The sequence below is a fragment of the Euryhalocaulis caribicus genome, from assembly GCF_000412185.1.
GTDB classification, from domain to species: domain Bacteria; phylum Pseudomonadota; class Alphaproteobacteria; order Caulobacterales; family Maricaulaceae; genus Euryhalocaulis; species Euryhalocaulis caribicus.
The window spans coordinates 115,536-136,261 of the sequence record NZ_ASJA01000008.1 but is presented as its reverse complement, the minus strand read 5'-3'; the positions used below and the strand labels follow the sequence as shown (position 1 = coordinate 136,261).

Sequence of the window (20,726 nt, the reverse complement as noted above, 5' to 3'; positions counted from 1 at the left end):
CCCGCTGGAGGGCCCTTCTTTTATGTCTCATTAATTTTTGTAGTGGCGCATGTGCGCGTTTCGGCGTAGTATTGGGCTGTAAAAGGCCAAAAATCAGTCTGAAATCCAAGGAGTTTTCCTGTGGCTCTTATTCCTGGCACAACCGGCATTGACCGGATCCAAGGCACAGCGAACCCTGACGTCATTTATGGCGGCTCCGGCCCGGACGAGATCTTTGGCAATGGCAGCGCGGACCTGATCTATGGTCAGTCCGGCGCCGATAATATCTATGGCGGCACGGGCAATGACACGATCTATGGCGGCGCCGCGGGCGACCTGCTGTGGGGCGAGGACGGGTCCGATCTGGTCTATGGCGGCGCAGGACGCGACTTCATCAGCGGCGGCGCGGGCGCCGATACGCTGGTCGGCAACGCCGGCGCGGACATCGTATTTGGCGGTGGCGGCGCGGATGTAATCATCGGCGGCAACGCCTCCGACCGACTGCTGGGCGAAGGTGGGAATGACACGTTTGTCTTTTTCGGCAATGACGGCGCGGACATCGTGTTCGGCGGCGACGGCACGGATCTGGCGACCTTCGCCAACTCCTCCTCCGGCGGCTATGTCTTCGTAATCAACGCCAATGGCTCCGCCACGGCTCAAGGCACGGTTGGCGGACGCATCGCCCTGTTCGACGTTGAAATCTTTGTCGGCTCCACGGCCAGCGATTTCTTCTTCGGCAACACCGGCAACGACACTTTCTACGGCCTGTCCGGCGGCGACCTTATCTATGGCGGCGCGGGGAACGACCTGCTTAGTGGCGGTAGCGGGTCCGACACCATCAATGGCGGCGGCGGACTGGACCTGATTTATGGCGGCGCAGCCCCTGATCTGGTCTATGCCGGCGGCGGCGTGGACACGGTCTTCGGCGGCGGCGGCGCGGATAGCCTGCAAGCCCAGGGCGGCAACGACCTGGTATTTGGCGGCACCGGCAGTGATTTTATCTATGGCTCTTCCGGCACTGACGTCATCTATGGCGGCGCAGGCAACGACATTATCGATGGTGATCAGGGCAACACCTTTTTCGGTTTCTTCCCGGTCGCGGGATCGGGCAATGACACCCTGTTCGGCGGCTCCGGCAACGACATCATATATGGCGGCGACGGCGACGACATGATCTATGGCGGCCTCGGCGGCGACTCCATGGTCGGCGGCGATGACGCGGACACTTTCGTCTATACCTCCGCGGCTGAATCCAACGGTCCGGTCCTGGTTTCGGCCGACCTGATCGCCTTCTTCGACGAAGACGAGGATTTCATCGACGTGTCGGCCATTGACGCGGACGACACGACGCCGGGCGATCAGGCCTTCACCGTTGTAACGGCCTTCACGGGCACGGCGGGCGAACTGGTTATCTCGGTCACCGGCGCGTCGACCTGGACCATCTTTGCGGACACCAACGGCGATACAATCGCCGACCTGACCATCTTTGGCTTGGCGGGTGAAATTCCGAACGCCGGCAATATCGTTCTGTAAGCCCCCGCATCTTACGGAACTTGTTGAAGGGCCTCTCTTTGGAGAGGCCCTTTTTCATTTTAGATCACAGCGCCGTATCGCTTTGAGAATCGACCATCGAGCCGGCGTCGGCCTGCCGCCGCCACATGGCGGCGTAGCGGCCGCCCCGCCCGATCAATTCGGCATGGGTTCCGCTTTCGACCAGCGCGCCCTCATCCAGGACATAAATCCGGTCCGCGCCGGCAATCGTGGACAGGCGGTGCGCCACCGCGATTGTCGTGCGTCCGCGCGAGGCCTCCGAAAGGGCCGCCTGCACGTCCTTTTCCGTCTCAGAGTCCAGAGACGCCGTCGCCTCGTCCAGCACCAGGATGGCGGGATCGCGGAGGATAACCCGCGCCACGCCCACCCGCTGCTTTTCGCCGCCGGACAGTTTCAGGCCGCGTTCGCCAACGCGCGTTTCCAGCCCGTCCGGCAGGCGGCGCAGGAATTCGCCCAGCTGGGCGCGCTCCAGCGCGCGTACGATTGCGGCGTCGTCGGCTTCCGGATTGGCGTAGGCGACATTTGCGCGCAGCGTGTCGTTGAACAGCACCACTTCCTGCGGCACCAGGCCGAGCCGGGATCGCAGGGATTCCTGCGTGACGTCGCGTATATCCTGACCGTCGATGACGATGCGGCCGCTGGACGGGTCGTAAAAGCGGAACAGCAGGCGCAGCAGCGTCGATTTGCCGGAGCCGGAAGCGCCCGCAAGACCGATAAAGGCGCCGGGCGGGGCCTCCATATCCACGCCCTTCACGCCGGAGCTTCGGCCGTCATGGGTGAATGTCACGTCCTCAAACGCGACGCGGCCTTGCGGAACGCTCAGCGGCCGGGCGTCTTCACGATCGGCGACATCGGGCTGTAAATTCAGCACGCCGAACATGCGCTCCATGTCCACGGCGGACTGTTTGATCTCGCGATAGGCCCAGCCGAGGACGTTCAGGGGCGCGTAGATGTTCATCAGGATCATAACCACCGCGGCAACGTCGCCGGGCTGCAGCCGGCCCTGAATGGCGAACCAGCCGGCCAGCAGCGCCATCGCCGCGAGACCCAGATTCATGACGATGGCCTGCGCGCCGTTCAGAACGCCGAGCGAGGCCTGGGTTTTCGCCGCCGCGTCCGCGTATACGCGCATGGTGCCGTCGAAGCGTTCGGCTTCCCGCCGTTCGGCCGCGAAGGCTTTCACAGTCTCGAAATTGACGAAGGAATCGACGGCCTGCCCGCTGGCCTCGTTATCCGCATCGTTCATCACGCGGCGCAGGCGCACCCGCCATTCGGTCATGGAAAAGGTGACGGCGGCGTAGGCGCCAACGGTCGCCACGGCGACGACGGCAAAACCCCAGTGATAGCGGATCGCCAGAACGCCCGCCGCCAGCGCCAGCTCCACCAGGGTCGGCGCGATATTGAAAACCAGAAAGCGGATCAGGAAGTCGATGGCCCGGGCGCCGCGATCAATGATGCGGTTGAGCGCCCCGGTGCGCTTGGTCTGGTGGAAGCGTAGGGACAGGCCGTGGACATGGCCGAACGTGCGCACCGCCATGATGCGCTGGGCGTCCTGGCTGACGCGGGCGAAGAACATGTCGCGGGCCTGCGGCAGGCCGACCCCGGCCCAACGGGAGACGGCGTATGCGCCGATGGCCAGCGCAAACCCGCCAAAGGCGGCGGCCGCCGCGCCGTCCGATATGCTGTTGATCGCGTTTCCGAAGAAGACCGGCGAAGCCACGGTGAACAGCTTGGCCACCACGGTCAGGGCCAGCGCCAGCGCCATCAGCGGTCGCCAGCGGCGCATCTCGTCAGACAGCAGGATCTCCGTAAGCCGGCGCATGGCCAGACTCACGCCGCCTTCGGCGGAGGGGATGTCGGTATCGCTGGAGGGGGCGTGTCCGTTAGCCATGCGTTCCCTTAAATGGGGCGCATGGCCTGCGGCGCCACCCCGTTATTCGCCGGAATCTTCGTCCCCTTCCGGAACGTCGAACACCTGTCCCGGATAGATCAGATCCGGATCGCGGATTTGCTGGGCGTTGGCGTCGTAGATCACCGTGTAGCGCAGGCCCTCGCCATAAACGTCCCGGGCGATGCGCCACAGGCTGTTTCCGGGCTGGACCACCACGCGGTCGCCCGAGCGGTTGATGTCCTCCTGCGAGGCCCGCTCGAACGGCAGGACTATGATGGCCATCACATTACCGTCGGCGTCCAGCTGCTCGATCTGCAGATCATAGACGCCCGGCGGCAGGGAAACGTCCGCCGAAAGGCTCCACTGGCCGTTTTCGTTCACTTCGGCCGTGCCCAGTTCCGCCTCATTGGCCAGCACGCGGACCGTCGTGCCCGGCTCTGCCTGTCCGGCGAAGATCACCTGCCCGCCAGCGCCGTAGTCCACGGTCTGGAGGTGCAACTCCCCGGCCCCGGCCTGGGAAAGCGGGCCTTGCAGCACGCGGCTGGCCTCGCCCGGTTCGCCCAGCACGATCAGCGGCGCTCCGCCGGCTTCCGGCACGGAAATCACGACCGTCTGCTCAGACTGCACGGCGACTCCCTCGGGAGTCGTGGCGACCAGTGAAAGCTCCGCAGAGCCCGGTTGCAGCGGCTCTGTCAGGGTCAGCACCCACTCGCCGTTCTGGTCGGCGCGCGCCTCGGCAATCGTCTCGCCGTCGCGCAGCAGGGAAATGACCGAGCCCGGCTCCGCCCGGCCCGCCGCCACTGTCACGCCATTGGCGTCGACGCGCACTATGTCGAAAGTCGGCGGGGGATAGTCGCCCGGCTCCGCCTGCTGCTCCGCCGGGGCCTCGCTTAATTGCGGCGCGGGGGCGTCCCCGCCGCGGGGATAGAGAAAGAACACCGCCGCGGCGATGGCGGCGAGGATGATGATGGCGGATATGACAACGCGCATGGCGGACCTCCCGAGTGCGGGTTTTCATTCAGCCGCTGCGCTCGAAAGCGCAAGGCGGCGCGGCTATGGTTTGCACTCAAGGATGAATCTTGGCGCTCCAACCGCCCGTGGCAATGATCAAAGGAAAATGAGATGGCCGAATTGAGGTCGGTTTGCGTCTATTGTGGCTCTTCGAACACGGTGGACGAGGCCTATTTCCGGCTTTCGCGGGAGCTGGGCGCGGAAATCGCCGGCCGCGGCATCCGCATGGTCTATGGCGGCGGCCAGGTGGGCCTGATGGGCGCGTCCGCCCACGCCGCGCACGAGGCCGGGGGCGAGGTGCTGGGCGTCATCCCGCGCTTCCTGACCGAGCGCGAAGGCGTCTATACGGCCATCGAACATCGGGTCGTGGAGACCATGCACGAACGCAAGCAGATGATGTTCGACGAGTCGGACGCCTTTATCGTGCTGCCCGGCGGCATCGGCACGCTGGAAGAAGTGATCGAGACGCTGAGCTGGATCAGGCTGGGCCTGCACCGCAAGCCGGTCGCCTTCCTGTCGGAAAATGACTACTGGGCGCCGCTGCTGACGCTGCTGGATCATCAGGTGGAGGAGAATTTCACCCCGCCGGAATTCCGCGAAATCATCCTGCATGCCGGCAACGCGAAAGAGGCGCTCGACATGGTGATACAGAGCGCCCGCGATTTCGGCCTGCTGGCGGGGAAGATCCCGGTCTAGACTTTCTGACCCTTCAAGCGCGCCGCCGCTTTCTCCCGCCCGATCAGCGCCAGCACTGGGCCCATTTCAGGCCCCTGCGCCTGCCCCAGGAGCGCCTTGCGCAGCGGCATGAAGAGGTCGCGGCCCTTGCGGCCCGTCGCCTCTTTCACCGCATTGGTCCAGTCGCCCCAGCTTGAATCGTCGAGCGTCCCGGGCAGCAGTTTGGCGGCCTCTTCCGCGAAGCCGGCATCCTCGATCTCCGGTGTCACGGGGCCGTCGATGATGTCCTGCCAGGTTTTCATGTCGTTCAGCGTCTCGACATTGGCGCGCACCGCGTTCCACAGCGGCTCGCCGCCGGTTACGCCGAGCGCCTCCAGCCGGTCTTTCACCTCCGCATAGGACGTTTCGTGCAGGATGCGGGCATTGATGTGGCGCAACTCGGCCGGATCGAAGCGCGCCGGGGCGCGGCCGATCTTCTCGAACGAGAACTCCTTGATGAGCGCGTCCATCGTCATGCGCGGCTCGGCCGGGTCGGACGTGCCGAGCTTGGCGAGCAGGGAATTGATCGCCATCGCCTCGATCCCCTCTTCTCGCAGTTCGGAAACCGCCAGCGTGCCGAGACGCTTGGAGAGTTTGGAGCCGTCGGCCCCGACCAGAAGCGGGGTGTGGGCGTAGTGCGGGACTTCCGCGCCCAGCGCGCGGAAAATCTCCGCCTGCGCCGCGGAATTTGTGACGTGATCCTCGCCCCGGATGACATGCGTCACCTTCAGCTCGATATCGTCCACGACGCTGGGGAGCGTATAAAGATAAGTGCCGTCGGCGCGGATCAGGACGGGGTCGGAGAGCGAGGCCGTGTCGATGGTCTGATGGCCGCGCACCTGGTCTTCCCACTCCACCGTTTCCTGGCTCAGCTTGAAGCGCCAGTGCGGCTTGCGGCCCTCGGCCTCCAGCTTCTCGCGGTCGGCGTCGGTGAGCTTCAGGGCGGAGCGGTCATAGACCGGCGGCAGGCCCTGCGCCCGGCGCAGCTTGCGCTGGCGGTCCAGCTCCTCGCCCGTCTCATAGGCCGGGTAAAGCAGGCCGGCGGCCTTCAACGCCTCGGCGGCGGCGTCATAGCGCGCGAAGCGATCCGACTGGTTTTCCTTGGAATCCCACTGCATGCCCAGCCAGGCGAGGTCCTTCTCGATCCCCGCCTCATATTCTTTAGTCGAGCGCTCCGTATCGGTGTCGTCGATGCGCAGCAGGAAATGACCGCCCTGCCCCTTGGCGAACAGATAGTTCTGCAGGGCCGTGCGGACATTGCCGACATGGATCTTGCCGGTGGGGCTGGGCGCGAAACGGACAACGACGCTCATAAACTTCAAACTTCCGGAATTTCTGGATCGGGCTTGTCCCGATACTTGTTGGTGATGGGGTAGCGGCGGTCGCGGCCGAAAATCTTGGTTCCGATCTTGATGCCCGGCGCGGCCTGACGGCGCTTGTACTCGGCGATATAGAGAAGATGCTCGACCTTGCGGACCGTCTCCGCGTCATAGCCCCGGGCGACAATGTCGTCCACGTCCTCTTCCCGCTCCACAAGGCTGTAGAGGATATCGTCCAGCACCTCGTAGGGCGGCAGGGAATCCTCGTCCTTCTGGTCGGGGCGTAGCTCGGCCGTCGGGGGTTTGTCGATAATGGCCTTGGGGATGACTTCCCCTTCATTGCCCCTGGCGCCGCGCGGCAGGGCCGTATTGCGCCAGCGGGCCAGCTTGAAAACCTCGGTCTTGTAGAGGTCCTTCAGCACGTTGAAGCCGCCGCACATATCGCCATAGAGCGTGGCGTAGCCGACCGCGACCTCCGACTTGTTCCCTGTGGTCAGGACCATCTTCCCGAACTTGTTGGACAGCGCCATGAGGAGCAGGCCGCGCAGGCGGGACTGGATATTTTCCTCGGTCGTATCGCGCGAATGGTCCGCGAAGAACGGGTCCAGCATGTGATCGACCGTTTCGACCGCCGGATTGATCGGGATCATGTCGAGCCGGCATCCCATCGCCCGCGCCGCCTCGGCCGCGTCATCCAGGCTGGCCTGGGAGGTGAATTTCGACGGCATCATCACGCAGTGCACGCGATCGGGCCCCAGCGCGTCCACCGCCACTGCGGCGGAGATGGCCGAGTCGATACCGCCCGAAAGACCGATCAGCACGCCGGGAAAGCCGTTCTTGTCGATATAGTCGGACAGGCCCAGCATCATGGCGCGCCATTCCGCTTCCTCCCCTTCCGATGGCGTGGCGACGCGAGCGGACTCGCAGGTCCAGGCCTCGCCCTTTCGCGTCCATGTGGCGAGGTCGAAATCTTCCTCGAAATTATTGAGGATCTGGACGAATTCCCCCTCCCCGTTCAGGGAGAAAGAGCCGCCGTCGAAGACCAGCTCATCCTGACCGCCAACCTGGTTCACATAGATGATGGGCAGGCCTGCGGCCTCTAGCCGGTCGCAGATCGCCTCCTTGCGCTCCAGCGTGATGGTGCGCCGCCAGGGCGAGCCATTGGGGGAAAAGAGCAGCGTCGCGCCGCGTTCTTTCAGCGTGCGCGCCACGCCTTCGACCCACAAGTCCTCGCAGATCGGCGCGCCGACAAGATGGCCGCGAAATTCGAACGGTTCGGGCGACGGGCCTTCATCGAAGACGCGTTCCTCGTCGAAGATGCCGTAATTGGGCAGGCGCACCTTGAAATGCATGCCGGCGATATCACCGGCATCCGCCAGGATCGCGGCGTTATGCAGCTTGTCGCCGCGCCGCCAGGGCGTTCCGAACAGGATCGCGGGTCCGCCATCGCCGGTCTCGCTGACCAGCAGTTTCGCGTAGGCCTCGCACTCCGCCACCGCGCTGGGCTTCTGGACGAGATCTTCCGGAGGATAGCCCAGCAGCGTCATCTCCGGGAACACCACGATGTCGGCGCCGGCCTCCGCCGCGCGCTTGCGGGCGGCGCGGATGCGGGCGGCGTTTCCGGCGATATCGCCCACGACCGAATTGGTCTGGGCGGAGGCGATTTTCAGGCTGTCGCTCATGATGGGTGAGTTAGCCGTCCCGCCCCCGTCCCACAAGGGCGCGCATGACCGCATGGCGCTTGCCGAGGACAGCGTAACTCCTAACTATGCAGATCGCGCCGCGCGACCGAGCGGCCCGCCCATTCAGGAGACGCCGTCCATGGCCACGCCGCCCGCCGATATCAACTACACGTTTTCGGACGACGAGATCGCCATGCTGCGCGCCTATGGGGAAGTGCGCGCGCATGCCGAAGGCGAAGCCGTCATCAAGGAGGGCGAGCGCGCCATTGATTGCATGGTGGTGCTGTCCGGACAGCTGGACGTGCATATCCATGAGCATGGCGAAGCGCGCCGCGTGGGCTGGATGACGCCGGGCCAGTTTCCCGGCGATATGTCCGTGCTGACGGGTCAGACGGTGATCGCGACGGGAACCATGGCCAAGGCGGGAGACGTCCTGCACATCCCGCGCGAGAACTTCCAGCGCCTGCTGGTCGAGAATTCCGCCCTGTCCGATATTTTTGTGCGCGCCTTCGCCGCGCGGCGCGAATGGGCGCGGGAATCGGGCAATGCCGCCATCGTGGTGATCGGCGCGCGCTATGACCGCGACGTCTTCGCGATCCGCGATTTGTTGCAGCGGCACAGCCTCGCCCATGTCTGGCTGGATATCGATTCCGACCCGCTGGCCGCCAGCGTGATGGAGGCGCGTGGCCTGACCCGCGCCGATTGTCCTGTCGTCCTGCATGGATCTTCAGGGGTTTTACGGAAACCAGATATCGCCGCGCTTAGCGAATTTTTCGGGCTGGACCTGCTTCCGGACGGCGCCTGCGCGGACGTGATTGTGGTGGGCGCGGGGCCCGGCGGACTGGCCGCCTCGGTCTATGCCGCGTCGGAGGGCCTGTCCGTGCTGACGCTGGATACTGACGGCCCGGGCGGTCAGGCGGGCACATCCTCCAAGATCGAGAATTATCTGGGCTTCCCGACCGGCGTTTCCGGGCGCGAGCTGGCCGAGCGGGCCTCGCTTCAGGCGCAGAAATTCGGTGCGCGCATCGCGTCCACCGCCAAGGCCGCGGCGCTGGAAAAACTTGACGATAATTACTGTCTGAGACTGGCGGACGGGCGGGCGCTGAAAGCGCGCGCGGTGATCATCGCCACGGGGGCGCAATATCGCCGCCTAGGGGTTGATAATCTGGAGCGGTTCGAGGGGCGCGGAATTTATTACGGCGCCACGCCGATGGAGGCGCAGCTCTGCGCCGAAGCGGAGGTCGCCATTGTCGGCGCGGGAAATTCCGCCGGTCAGGGCGCGGTCTATCTCTCCAACCACGCCAGCAAGGTTCATGTCCTGTATCGCCGCGCGGATATTCGCGAAACCATGTCGGAATATCTGGTGCGGCGGCTGGAGGAGACGCCGAATGTTGTGCTGCACCCGGAAACCGAAATCGGCGCGCTGAACGGCGTGGACGGGGCGGACATGGAGGACGACCGTCTGGTCGGCATCGAAACACGGACCGGCGGGCGGCCCGGAGCCGTCCTGGAGACGCCCTTCGTCTTCCTGTTTATCGGCGCGGCGCCGTTTACCGCCTGGCTGCCGGACGCGGTGGCGCGGGACGGCAAGGGCTTCCTGAAGACCGGATCCGATCTTGCCAATCTGGAACTGGTGCGCGCCGGCTGGTCGCTGGACCGGATGCCTTCACGCTATGAGACCAGCTGGCCGCGCGTCTATGCGGTCGGCGACGTGCGCACCGGGTCGGTGAAGCGCGTCGCCAGCGCGGTGGGCGAAGGGTCCGTCGTGGTCAGCGACGTGCACAAGGCGCTGCACGCCGGACCCGCCGCCTAGCCTTTCAGCGCCTTCTCAAAAGCATCGCAGACAAAGTGCGCCTGCGCGTCCGACAGATAGGCGTGCATCGGCAGGGAAATCACCTGATCGGCCAGCGCCTCGCACACTGGCAGGCCGTCAGAGGACGGGAATTCGCTGAAGGCCGGCATCTTGTGCAGCGGGTTCATGTAATAGATCGCCGTCGGCACGCCCTGCTCCTGCATCCGCGCGCGCACGCCGTCACGGTCCTTTTCCACCGCCACCGTGAACAGGCCGTAGCCGCTTTCGGTGTTGTCCGGGCGCGCCTGCAGGCGGCAGAGACCTTTCAGACGGCTTTCATAAATCGCGGCGATTTCCTTCCGGCGCGTCAGTTCATCGTCAAAGATGGTGAGCTTTTCGGCGACAATGGCGCACTGGATGGAATCCAGCCGGCCATTGATGCCGACCCGGACGGAATCCTTCCGGTCTGAGCCGGTGCCGTGCCAGCGGATGGAGCGCAGCATGTCCGCCATCTCCGGATCGTCGCAGAGCACGGCGCCGCCGTCGCCATATCCGCCCAGCGCCTTGGAGGGATAGAAGCTGGTCGCCGTCACCGGCGCGATCGAGCCGACCCATCTATTGCCCTGCCTGCCGCCAAAGCTCTGCGCGGCGTCGGCCAGGACCTGGATATTATTGGCCTCGGCGATTTCCATGATCGCGGGATAGTCGGCGGGCGTGCCGAACAGGTCGACCGGGATCACCGCGCGCGGCCGCAGGTTCCGGCGTTTCTTGATGTCCTCGATCCGCTTGGCGAAATTTTCCGGGTCCATGTTGAACGTATCGGGGTCGACATCGACAAAGACCGGCGTGGCTGAAGCCAGCAGCACGGCGTTGGCCGTGGCGTTATAGGTGAAGGCCGGCAGGAAAACCGCGTCGCCATGGCCCAGCCCCATCGCGATCAGAGGCATGACCAGCGCCTGCGTGCCGGAACCGACAGCCACCGCATCCTTGGCGCCGGTATGCTTGGCCAGCGCGGCTTCCAGTTCAGCCACTTCGGGGCCGTTGATGTACTGGCCGTGGTCCAGAATGTTGGAAAATCGCTGTTCGATGCGCGTGCGCAGGCGCGCCTGTTGCGCCTGCAGGTCGAAGAAATTGATGGGCGGCAGCGTGCCGGAATCGCCGGTTTGTCGGTCCATGGGGTCTAGTCCTCGCTGAGCGCGGTCTTGTCCGCGTCGATAATTTCGGCGAGCCGCACGGCGTCCAGCGCCTGACGGCCCGGAATGGCGACGGGCGCGCCATCCAGAATGGAGTCGATGAAGGCGCTGACATTCGCGCCAAGGGAATCCGCCGCTTTCGGGTCGCTGGCGAAATCCGCGTTAAGATCAAACGGGGTGCCGTTGTCGAACGTCTTGGCGACGAAATCGACATTCAAGACGCCGGACGGGTATTCGATGCGCATTACGCGGTCGCGATCTTCGGCCAGACGGCTGGCCTCCAGCTCCGCCACCATGCCGTTCTCGAACACGATTTCCGCGTGGCTGTAATCGGCATTGTCCGTGCGCTCGGAGCGCGTCTCGCCGGCGATGCTGACGGCCGGGCAATCGGCCAGACGCAACGCCAGATCCAGGTCATGGATCATCAGATCCATCGTCACGGACACGTCCGCGCCGCGGTCGGAGAACGGGCCGAAGCGGCGGGCATAGATGCGCTCCGGAATTTCCTGCACGTCGAACACGCCCATGGCGTCGAAAACAAAGCGTTCCTGATGGCCGACCTGAAGCACCAGCTGGCGGGCCTCGGCCTCTCGCACGCACCGGTCCGCCGCTTCAGCTGAAATCGCCAGCGGCTTTTCGACCAGTACGTGACAGCCGGCTTTCAGCGCAGCAAGCGCCTGTTCGCCGTGGAGCGTGGCCGGGCTGGCGATCGTGACGGCGTCACAGACTTCAAGCAGCGCGGAGAGGTCGTCGAAGGCGCGCGCGCCGTCCGCTTCACTGACAGCCGTGCGGGCGCGGTCGATGTCCGCGTCATAGACGCCAACCAGCGCGGCCCGGTCACGGCCCTGATATTTGCGCGTGTGAAAGGTCCCGAAGACCCCGGCGCCGATAACGCCGCATTGTAACAGTTTATCCACAGGCTTCTTTCGGCTTGTTCACAAATGTTTCACAAGGCTATCCACAGTGTGACAGCGCCGTCACAGAGTGAATCAGTTCTATTGGACGCCTCTCTGGCAGATGGACGGGCCAATGACCGCTAAATTTTTATTTCGCCGTCTTGCACCCGCCTTCCTATACTCGCTGGAGGGTGGAAGATTCAGGCGCGGAATCGGGGCATCGGGGCAATGATAGACGAAATTTTCGAGGCCGTGTTCGGCGTCGACTTCAAGATCGGTAAAACGATCAAGGACATGCTGCTCCACCCTGTCCGTGTCGCCGAGGCCGAACTGGAAGACGGCAACGACGTCTACACGCCCCAGATCAAGCTGTTTATCGCGCTGTTCGGCTTCCAGTTGCTTCTGCTTTCCATATTCAAGATTTTCGATCTGGTGTCGCTGCAGGCGGTGATCCTATCCGAGAGCGGGCTCCAGGCCGTTTCCGACCGGCTGCAGGCCGAGGGCTCCAGTCTTTCGGCCGCCAATGACGTGGTGCGCGACTGGTACAACTATTCCGTCTGGCCCGCCGCCCTGACCGGGTCGGTGGTCTATGTCGTGGCGATGAAGCTGTTTCGTCCCGCGATGAAGCTGAGCGCGCACGTAAAGCTCTATCTTCTCGCCACCAATGCGGGCTTCCTTTGGATGTTCCCCTTCCTGCTGATTGGCGTCCTGCCCATTGCAGACGCCAGCATGGCTGCGCTGTGGGCGTCGGTCGCGGCTATCCCGGTGTTCCTCGGATACCTGATCCCGCTGTTCCGGCGTTTCTACGCCACGTCCGCGGCGGGGCTGGTAATCCGCGTCAGCGTACTTGCAATTCTGGTCGTACCCTCCATCGTAATTACGACCTCGGTTGCCTACTCGATGATTTCATTCGGGATGAAACGGGAAACCGGTCTTGGCTTTTTTGAAGCCCTTCATATCGCCCAGATCGCCGAACAGTCGGCGGCCGATACAGAAACACCCGACGAAGGACAGACATCGTGAGCACGCTCGCTTCCAAGGAAATTCGCCTGGCCGGCCGGCCGCAAGGCGCCCCTACCGCTGACAATTTCGAAGTCGCCGAGACCCAGGTGGCCGCGCCCGGAGAAGGCGAGGTCCGCGTCCGCAATCTGTGGATGAGCGTCGATCCCTATATGCGCGCCCGCATGATCGACGATCCCAAGCATTACATTTCCGCGTTCCAGATGGGCAAGGCGCTGGAAGGCGGCGCGATCGGCGTCGTGGTGGATTCCGGCGATCCGAATTTCGCGCCCGGCGACCATGTCCAGTCGATGATGGGCTGGCGGGAAATTTTCAACGCGCCCGGCTCCGCGCTGAACAAGGTGGATACGCAGGGCCTGCCCCTGCACGCGCCGCTGCATATCGCGGGCCTCACCGGCCTGACCGCTTATTACGGCCTGCTGAAGATCGGCCAGCCCAAGGAAGGCGAAACGGTATTCGTTTCCGCCGCCGCGGGCGCGGTCGGCTCCATCGTCTCCCAGATCGCCAAGATCAAGGGCTGCCGCGTGGTCGGCACGGCCGGGTCTGACGAGAAATGCGAATGGCTGGAAAGCCGCGGCGTCGACAAGGCGATCAATTACAAGACCGCCGGCAATCTGGTGAAAGCCGTGCGCGAGGCGGCGCCGGACGGCGTGGACGTGTATTTCGAGAATGTCGGCGGCGATCACCTGATCGCGGCCCTGGAGAACATGAACGAACATGGCCGCATCCCGGTCTGCGGCATGATCTCCGGCTATAACGCCGAAAAGCCGGAACCCGGCCCGCCCAACCTCTTCCGCATCATCCAGCGCAAGCTGCTGCTGCAAGGCTTCATCGTGTCCGACCATTTCGATGTCTATCCGGAGTTCATCCGCGACCTCGCCGGGTGGATCAAGGACGGCAAGGTCCAGTGGCAGGAAACCGTGGTCGAGGGGATCGACAACGCCCCTGACGCCTTCCTGCGCCTGTTCTCTGGCGAGAAGACGGGCAAGATGCTGGTCAAGCTTGGCGAGGACGATGGCTGATCCGGACCGGCGCGCCGCGGACGTACCGCGCGACGCGCCGCCGCTCGGCCGCGAACTGTCCGAGCTGATCGAGGATTTCGCGGGTCTTGGCCTGCGAGATCTCAAAATGATCCGCGACATCTACTGTCGGCCGCGGCGCGTTCTGCGCGCCATGGCCGCCGGCTCCCGCGAGGAATATGGCTCCGCCTTCCGGCTCTGGATCACCAGCGTCGGCGTGCTGCTGTTCTCCACCTTGCTGGGCGGGGGCATGGGCCGGGTGATGGTGGACGCCGACGCGCGGGGCGATGGCTCCGTCAGAACCATGATCACCGAAGCCTCCGGCGACTATGCCGGGGTGATCAATGATTTCGAATCCTGGGTCTCCCTGCTGACCGTTCCGGTCAGCGCGCTGGCGATGCTTCCGGTGATTTTTCTGCTGCGCGCGTTTGCGCGGGGCATCCGGCTGTCGCGTCAATTGCAGACGCTGGCGGCGATCACTGTTTCCATGACCATTCCCAATATTCTGATCATGCCGTACCTGATGGCCAATTCCGGAAATCCGGCGGCCATCCTTCTGGCGTTCAGCACCTATGCGGTTTTCATGAGCACCTTCGCCCGCGGCGGGGCCGGCCTCTATCATCACGGCTGGGCGGGGATGGCCGGGAAGACCGCGGCCATTGGCGGCGCGACGATCCTTCTGAATATTCTGGCCAGCACGGCAGCCATGTATGCCGCCCTGGCCGTCGCGATCCTGCAGAACACCCCGGCCTGAATCAGCGGCCGGTTCGCGTCCGCCGTCCCGAATCCCCCGCCATTCCCACAGAATCGGCGGGCATGATTCTGCCGGGAAAAAGCGCGGCAAGGACGGCGGGACACGTCCTTTTCGCGGAAAATCCGGCCCCGGCGCGGGTTTCTTTGAGACCGATTGCAGTTCCGGAGCGGCCCTTTCAGCGGCGCCAAATGACGGGCCGGACGCCCGAAATCGGCGTAATGAAAGGGAATCCTGAAAATTTTAGCGAAATAGCGCGGCCAAAGTCGAAAATCCGGTTTTCCAGCGATATCAGTGACTTGGTCTTTTTTTCTAATTTTACCGCCGCCCCGGAGACGCGGCGTCCACAAGGTTTCATGACCGGTTCTGCATCGCGGGATAGACTTCGATCCGTTGAAATCACAGCGCTTCCGGTCGATGGCCCGATTCTCTTTTTACAAGATTTTTTGCTTGCCCTCCCCCCGGTGTCTCGACGCAATATAAGGGCATCAGCGCCTCCATCCTGGCGGCGCGCTCTCAAAACAAGTTGGGGGGATAACCCATGAACAAATCCGAACTGGTCAAAGCCGTCGCTGATCAAGCCGACCTGACCCAGGCCGATGCCGGCCGCGCCGTGGACGCGTTTGTCGACACCGTCACGGGCGCCCTGAAAAAGCGCGAGCAAGTCGCCATCGCCGGCTTCGGCACCTTCGTCGCGAAGGACCGCAAGGCCCGCGAAGGCCGCAACCCGCGCACCGGCGAAACGGTCAAGATCCCGGCCAAGACGTCCGGCGCCTTCAAGGCCGGCTCGACGCTGAAAGACCTCTAGGTCTCAAGCGGCTTCAAAAGGTTTATCCTTTAGGGAAAAGGCGCGTCCGCAGGGACGCGCCTTTTTTCTTGTCCCGCTTTTCAGTCTCTGCCTATTCGGCGGCTCTGGGCGCTTTCTCGCTGCGCCGGGCCTCGCCCAGATTTTCGGAAATCAGGAAGGCCAGCTCCAGCGCCTGATCGGCGTTCAGGCGCGGGTCGCAATGGGTGTGATAGCGGCTGCCCAGATCGGCTTCCGTCACCGCCTTGGCGCCGCCCAGGCATTCGGTGACGTTCTGGCCGGTCATCTCGAAATGCACCCCGCCGGGCGCCACGCCTTCGGCGCGCGCCACGTCGAGGAAGCCTTTGACCTCGCTCAGGATGCGGTCGAGCGCGCGCGTCTTGAAGCCGTTATCGGTCTTGAAGGTGTTGCCGTGCATCGGGTCGCAGGACCACACGACATGGCGTCCCTCGTCGCGCGTGGCGCGCATCAGGGCGGGCAGATGCTCGGTCACCTTGTCGGCGCCGAAGCGGCCATAGAGCACGATGCGCCCCGGCTCGTTCAGCGGATTCAGACGGTCGAGAAGCTGCATCAGTTCGTCCGGGTGCAGGGTGGGCCCGCATTTCATGCCCACCGGGTTCTGCACGCCGCGCAGGAACTCCACATGCGCGCCGTCCGGCTGGCGCGTGCGGTCGCCGATCCACAGCAGGTGGGCGGAGGTGTCGTACCACCCCTCGCTGACGGAATCCTGCCGGGTCAGGGCTTCCTCGTAATGAAGGAACAGCGCCTCGTGAGAGGTATAGAATTCTGTCTGGGTCAGTTCCGGATTATCCGTCGCCGACACCCCGCAGGCTTCCATGAACTCCAGCGCCTCGCTGATACGGTCGGCGATGGCGGCGTAGCGCGCGTGCTGCGGACTGCCGGAGAGGAAGTCCAGCGTCCAGCGATGCACGTTCTGCAGGTCCGCAAAGCCACCCATGGAGAGCGCGCGCAACAGGTTCAGCGTTGAAGCCGACTGCCCGTAGGCCCGCATCAGGCGCTCCGGGTCCGGCGTGCGGCCCTCCGGCGTGAACGCCATGTCATTGACGGAATCGCCGCGATAGGACGGCAGCGTCACCCCATCAATTGTTTCGGTGGCGGAGGAGCGCGGCTTGGCGAACTGCCCGGCCATGCGGCCCACCTTCACCACCGGCTTGCCGCCGGCGAAGGTCAGCACCACGGCCATCTGCATCAGCACGCGGAACGTGTCGCGGATCACGTCGGGATGGAATTCGGCGAAGCTCTCGGCGCAGTCGCCGCCCTGCAGCACGAAGGCGCGGCCATCGACGACCTTGCCCAGCGCCTTTTTGAGGCGCCGCGCCTCGCCCGCAAACACCAGCGGCGGGCGGCGGCTCAGCTCGTCCTCCACACGCGCCAGATGGTCCGGATCGGGATAATCGTCCGGGATGTGCTTGGCCGGCTTTTCACGCCAGCTATGGGGGCTCCAGCTTTCCATAGCTGTGGATAATATTTGCTGCAGCGCGGTATGGCTAGAGTGGAACGCTGCCTCTGCGTCCTTTTGATCCGTGGAACGCGCAAAAAAATTGCGCCGCCCGGCTGTTTCCGGACGGCGCATGAAAAACGCTTGCCGCGAAGGCTACTCGCTCTGCGTCACAATCGGCATCGGCCCTTCGGGCAGGCCGCGTTCGGATTTCGCATCAGCGACCATCGCGCGGATATCGGCGCGGAGGGCCGCGGCGTCATAGACCACGCCGTTCTTGATGGTGGTTTCGACCCCGCCCACGCGGACCACCTCGCCCGTCTCGTCGTTCAGCTTGATATGGCCGGTGCCGTAGAGAACCTTCAGGTTCGCCAGCGGGTTTTCGGCCACGATCACCAGGTCCGCCTTCTTGCCGACCTGCACCGTGCCGATCTCCTCCTGCGCGCCGATGATTTCGGCGCCGGTCTGGGTGGCGGCGCGCAGAACCTCCAGCGGGTGGAAGCCGGCCTCGCGCAGCATCTCCATCTCCTGAATATAGCCGAAGCCATAGGTCTGGTAGATATAGCCGGCGTCCGAGCCGACCCCGACCTTGCCGCCGCGATTCTTGTACTCGTTGATGAAGGTCATCCAGAGGTCGAAATTCTCGCGCCAGGCGACCTCTTCCTCCGTGCCCCAGTCGAACCAGTAGGAGCCGTGGGCGTGCCGGTCCGGCCGGAAGAAATCCCACAGCGACGGCAGCGTGTAGTCATCATGCCAGTCGGCGTTGCGCGAACGCATCCAGTCGCGGCTGGCGCTGTAGATGGTGAAGGTGGGGATGATGCCGAAATCGCGCTCCAGCAGCGTTTCCATCACCTCTTCCCAGCGTTCACTGTAGGGATCGGCGGCCTGCGTCCACAGCTTGCCGGCCTCGCCAAAACGGTTCTGCTCGTCCTGATAGATATAGTCCGGCGAATAATTCTGGATCACCTGATCGTCGAACATTGCCTCGGGCAGGCCGTACCAGTGCTCCATGCTGTTCAGCCCGTGCCCGGACGTGTCCAGCACGTTGGCGTGGGTCACGGCCAGCTGGGCGTGATGCATGGTGGTGCGCAGGCCCTGCTTGCCCGCCTCGTCCAGCGCCGCCCAGAGAATTTCCTCGGGCGCGCCGAAGAATTTCACGCCCACCCCGCCATCGCGCTTGATGTCGCGGATGAATTCACGCGCCTGCTCCGGCGTGTTCAGCGGGTTGCTTTCGCTGGGCGAGAAAGCGGTGAAGGGATAGATGCGCGGCGCGGCAATCTCGTCCCGCTCGCTGCGCTCGCGGAGATCGGCCAGCCAGGCGGTCGGCTTGGAATTGGCGACCTCGCGGATCGTGGTGATGCCGTGCGCCAGGTGCAGCTTGAAAATATAGTCCGGCGGCGTCCCCTGCCCGTCCTGCAGCGTGTGGATGTGAGAGTGAAGGTTCACGAAACCGGGCAGGATATATTTGCCGGAAACATCGATCTCGCGCGTGCCCGCGGCCGGGCGGCGCTCCGCATCGATATCGAGTTTCGGCGCGCCGACGACGCGCACTTCGGCGATGCGGTCATTCTCGATCACAATATCGACCGGCCCCTGTGTCGGCGCCCCCGACCCGTCGATCAGATAGCCGCCGCGCAGCACCAGCCGGTCATACGGCCCGTCCCCGTCCGTGCGGTCCGGAACATCGGCGTCCGATTGCGCCAGCGCGCTACCGGCAACGGCCAGCAGCGCGGTCAGGGCGCACAGCCCTTTCGTGAAATGTTTCATGTCTCCCCCGTCTTTATTTTTACGTCAGGCGAAAGCCTGAATCCCCGTCTGGGCGCGGCCCAGGATCAAGGCGTGGATGTCGTGCGTGCCTTCATAGGTGTTCACGGTCTCCAGATTCACCATGTGGCGGATCACGTGATACTCGTCGGCGATGCCGTTGCCGCCGTGAATGTCGCGAGCCTGACGGGCGATATCCAGCGCCTTGCCGCAATTATTCCGCTTCATCATGGAAATCGCTTCAGGCACATAGGCGCCCTCATCCAGAAGGCGGCCCAGCTGCAGCGCGCCCTGAAAGCCGATCGCGATTTCGGTCTGCATGTCGGCCAGCTTCTTCTGGACCAGCTGCGTGCCGGCGATCGGCTTGCCGAACACCACGCGGTCCAGCGCATATTCCCGCGCCGCCATCCAGCAATATTCCGCCGCGCCCATCGCGCCCCATGAAATGCCGTAGCGCGCCTTGTTCAGGCAGGAGAACGGCCCGCGAAGCCCGGTGACATCCGGGAACAGATTCTCCTCCGGCACCACACAGTCTTCCAGCGCGATCTCGCCGGTGATGGAGGCTTTCAGGGACATTTTCCCTTCAATGACCGGGGTCTTGAACCCGTCCATGCCGCGCTCCACCACGAAGCCGCGGATCTTGCCGTCCAGCTTGGCCCAGACCACCGCCACGTCCGCGATGGGCGAGTTGGTGATCCACATTTTCGAGCCGTTCAGCTTGTAGCCGCCCTCGACCTTCTCTGCCCTTGTGCGCATCGCGCCGGGGTCGGAGCCGCCATCGGGCTCGGTCAGCCCGAAACAGCCCACCGCCTCGCCGCTGGCCAGCTTCGGCAGCCATTTATCCTTCACGGCATCGGTCCCGAACGCCTCGATCGGGTACATCACCAGAGAGGACTGCACGCTCATCGCCGAGCGATAGCCGCTATCGACGCGCTCCACCTCCCGCGCGATCAGGCCGTAACAGACATGGTTGAGGCCCGCCCCGCCATATTGCTCGGACACTGTCGCGCCCAGCAGGCCCAGCTCCCCCATCTCGGTCATGATCTCACGATCAAACCGCTCCTCCCGGTTGGCCGTGAGGATGCGCGGCATCAGCTTGTCCTGCGCGTAAGAGCGCGCCGTTTCGCCCACCATGCGCTCCTCTTCGGAAAGCTGGCGGTCCAGATGCAGGGGATCGGCCCAGTCAAAGCTGATCGTCTCGGCGGAAGGCTGGCGGGCGTCGGGCATGAGCGGTCTCGTTCTGGCGATGCGGTCCGCACAGCGGGGCCGCCGGCGGATCGTCTGTTGTCGTGAAAACAGGATTTAACCCAGCATAGTCGGGAAGACCATGCAGGCGGAAAACTGAACGCATAAAATGCTCGAAAGACGCGCGCTCACAGGAACGCGCGTCTTTCGATTCTGCGTAAATTGCCGCCCTTTTACCTCCCGGCGCAAGGGCGGTAATCGCGGTTAGCCGCCGGAATTATCCGCCGTCGCCGCGCCATCGGCCGCCCGCGCCACGGCGCCGCAGCCATCCTTCGCGCCGCTTTCGCTGGAATAGCCCTGACTGGCCAGGATGGGTTCGCCATTGCCCGCTTTCAGGCGGAAATACCACTGACCGTTCTTGCCCTCGAACGTCTCGAACCGGGCCTCGTTCGCGGCGTTTTTCTTGACCGACTCGATGCCGTTCTCGGCGCTGGATTTTGCCTTGTACATCTCTGACGTGCCGACAATTTCGCCATTGCCCGCTTTCAGGTTGAAAAAGAACTGGCCGTCCTTGGCCTTCTTGATTTCGAATTTGCCGCTCATGGTTCTGGCGTCTCCTGTTATTTGCGCTGGAAGGATCAGGGTGAAAGCAAACACCATCGCAGCGCCGGGGCCAAGCGCAGGCGCGTGGAAAT

At 64.0% G+C, this 20,726-nt stretch carries 17 protein-coding genes; 7 read left to right on the top strand and 10 right to left on the bottom strand.

Features of this window, described 5'->3' with window-relative positions:
* Positions 1 to 120 precede the first annotated feature (120 nt).
* Positions 121 to 1,512, top strand: coding sequence for a calcium-binding protein (locus L338_RS08680; RefSeq protein ID WP_022697986.1), 1,392 nt, complete (start codon positions 121 to 123; stop codon positions 1,510 to 1,512).
* A gap of 64 nt (positions 1,513 to 1,576) precedes the next feature.
* On the opposite strand, the gene L338_RS08675 is transcribed toward L338_RS08680, so the two are convergent.
* A complete protein-coding gene (locus L338_RS08675) occupies positions 1,577 to 3,421 on the bottom strand; it encodes an ABCB family ABC transporter ATP-binding protein/permease (protein WP_022697985.1) in 1,845 nt (614 codons plus the stop codon).
* Between the two features lie 42 nt (positions 3,422 to 3,463).
* Positions 3,464 to 4,411, bottom strand: a complete 948-nt coding sequence (locus L338_RS08670; protein WP_022697984.1) for a LysM peptidoglycan-binding domain-containing protein — start codon at positions 4,409 to 4,411, stop codon at positions 3,464 to 3,466.
* 132 nt (positions 4,412 to 4,543) lie between these two features.
* Between L338_RS08670 and L338_RS08665 the strand changes: the two genes are divergently transcribed.
* Positions 4,544 to 5,128, top strand: coding sequence for an LOG family protein (locus L338_RS08665; RefSeq protein WP_022697983.1), 585 nt, complete (start codon positions 4,544 to 4,546; stop codon positions 5,126 to 5,128).
* On the opposite strand, the gene gltX is transcribed toward L338_RS08665, so the two are convergent.
* Complete coding sequence (gene gltX / locus L338_RS08660) at positions 5,125 to 6,459, bottom strand: glutamate--tRNA ligase (protein ID WP_022697982.1); 1,335 nt, start codon at positions 6,457 to 6,459, stop codon at positions 5,125 to 5,127. The two genes, L338_RS08665 and gltX, sit on opposite strands and share 4 nt — an antisense overlap.
* 5 nt (positions 6,460 to 6,464) lie before the next feature.
* Positions 6,465 to 8,147 (bottom strand): NAD+ synthase, encoded by a 1,683-nt coding sequence (locus tag L338_RS08655; RefSeq protein WP_022697981.1) that lies wholly within the window; start codon positions 8,145 to 8,147, stop codon positions 6,465 to 6,467.
* Between L338_RS08655 and L338_RS08650 the strand changes: the two genes are divergently transcribed.
* Positions 8,146 to 9,960: an FAD-dependent oxidoreductase gene (locus tag L338_RS08650; RefSeq protein WP_206740811.1), complete on the top strand. Its 1,815-nt coding sequence runs from the start codon at positions 8,146 to 8,148 to the stop codon at positions 9,958 to 9,960. The genes L338_RS08655 and L338_RS08650 overlap by 2 nt on opposite strands.
* Here the strand turns inward: L338_RS08650 and L338_RS08645 are convergent.
* Both L338_RS08645 and L338_RS08640 read right to left on the bottom strand, forming a co-directional pair.
* On the bottom strand, positions 9,957 to 11,114 hold the full coding sequence (locus L338_RS08645; RefSeq protein ID WP_022697979.1) for a DegT/DnrJ/EryC1/StrS family aminotransferase: 1,158 nt from the start codon (positions 11,112 to 11,114) through the stop codon (positions 9,957 to 9,959). The two genes, L338_RS08650 and L338_RS08645, sit on opposite strands and share 4 nt — an antisense overlap.
* Positions 11,115 to 11,119: 5 nt before the next feature.
* Positions 11,120 to 12,049: a Gfo/Idh/MocA family protein gene (locus L338_RS08640; protein ID WP_022697978.1), complete on the bottom strand. Its 930-nt coding sequence runs from the start codon at positions 12,047 to 12,049 to the stop codon at positions 11,120 to 11,122.
* Between the two features lie 207 nt (positions 12,050 to 12,256).
* On the opposite strand from L338_RS08640, the gene L338_RS08635 reads away from it, so the two are divergent.
* From L338_RS08635 to L338_RS08620, 4 genes are all read left to right on the top strand, one after another.
* Complete coding sequence (locus tag L338_RS08635) at positions 12,257 to 13,051, top strand: hypothetical protein (protein WP_022697977.1); 795 nt, start codon at positions 12,257 to 12,259, stop codon at positions 13,049 to 13,051.
* Positions 13,048 to 14,070 carry an NADP-dependent oxidoreductase gene (locus tag L338_RS08630; RefSeq protein WP_022697976.1) on the top strand — a complete coding sequence of 341 codons (1,023 nt, stop codon included), beginning with the start codon at positions 13,048 to 13,050 and terminating at the stop codon, positions 14,068 to 14,070. The genes L338_RS08635 and L338_RS08630 overlap by 4 nt, the downstream gene beginning before the upstream one ends.
* Entirely contained in the window at positions 14,063 to 14,821 is a 759-nt protein-coding gene (locus L338_RS08625; RefSeq protein ID WP_022697975.1) for a hypothetical protein, read from the top strand. The genes L338_RS08630 and L338_RS08625 overlap by 8 nt, the downstream gene beginning before the upstream one ends.
* Before the next feature lie 538 nt (positions 14,822 to 15,359).
* Positions 15,360 to 15,626, top strand: coding sequence for an HU family DNA-binding protein (locus tag L338_RS08620; RefSeq protein WP_022697974.1), 267 nt, complete (start codon positions 15,360 to 15,362; stop codon positions 15,624 to 15,626).
* Between the two features lie 91 nt (positions 15,627 to 15,717).
* Here L338_RS08620 and L338_RS08615 read toward each other — a convergent pair whose 3' ends face one another.
* The 4 genes from L338_RS08615 to L338_RS08600 all read right to left on the bottom strand — a co-directional run bounded on the left by L338_RS08615 (position 15,718) and on the right by L338_RS08600 (position 20,634).
* Entirely contained in the window at positions 15,718 to 17,097 is a 1,380-nt protein-coding gene (locus L338_RS08615) for a class II 3-deoxy-7-phosphoheptulonate synthase (RefSeq protein ID WP_022697973.1), read from the bottom strand.
* Positions 17,098 to 17,238: 141 nt separating this feature from the next.
* Positions 17,239 to 18,849 carry an amidohydrolase family protein gene (locus L338_RS08610; RefSeq protein WP_022697972.1) on the bottom strand — a complete coding sequence of 537 codons (1,611 nt, stop codon included), beginning with the start codon at positions 18,847 to 18,849 and terminating at the stop codon, positions 17,239 to 17,241.
* A 24-nt stretch (positions 18,850 to 18,873) separates the two neighbouring features.
* Positions 18,874 to 20,073: an acyl-CoA dehydrogenase gene (locus L338_RS08605; RefSeq protein WP_022697971.1), complete on the bottom strand. Its 1,200-nt coding sequence runs from the start codon at positions 20,071 to 20,073 to the stop codon at positions 18,874 to 18,876.
* Between the two features lie 222 nt (positions 20,074 to 20,295).
* Positions 20,296 to 20,634, bottom strand: coding sequence for a YegP family protein (locus L338_RS08600; protein WP_022697970.1), 339 nt, complete (start codon positions 20,632 to 20,634; stop codon positions 20,296 to 20,298).
* Positions 20,635 to 20,726 lie beyond the last annotated feature (92 nt).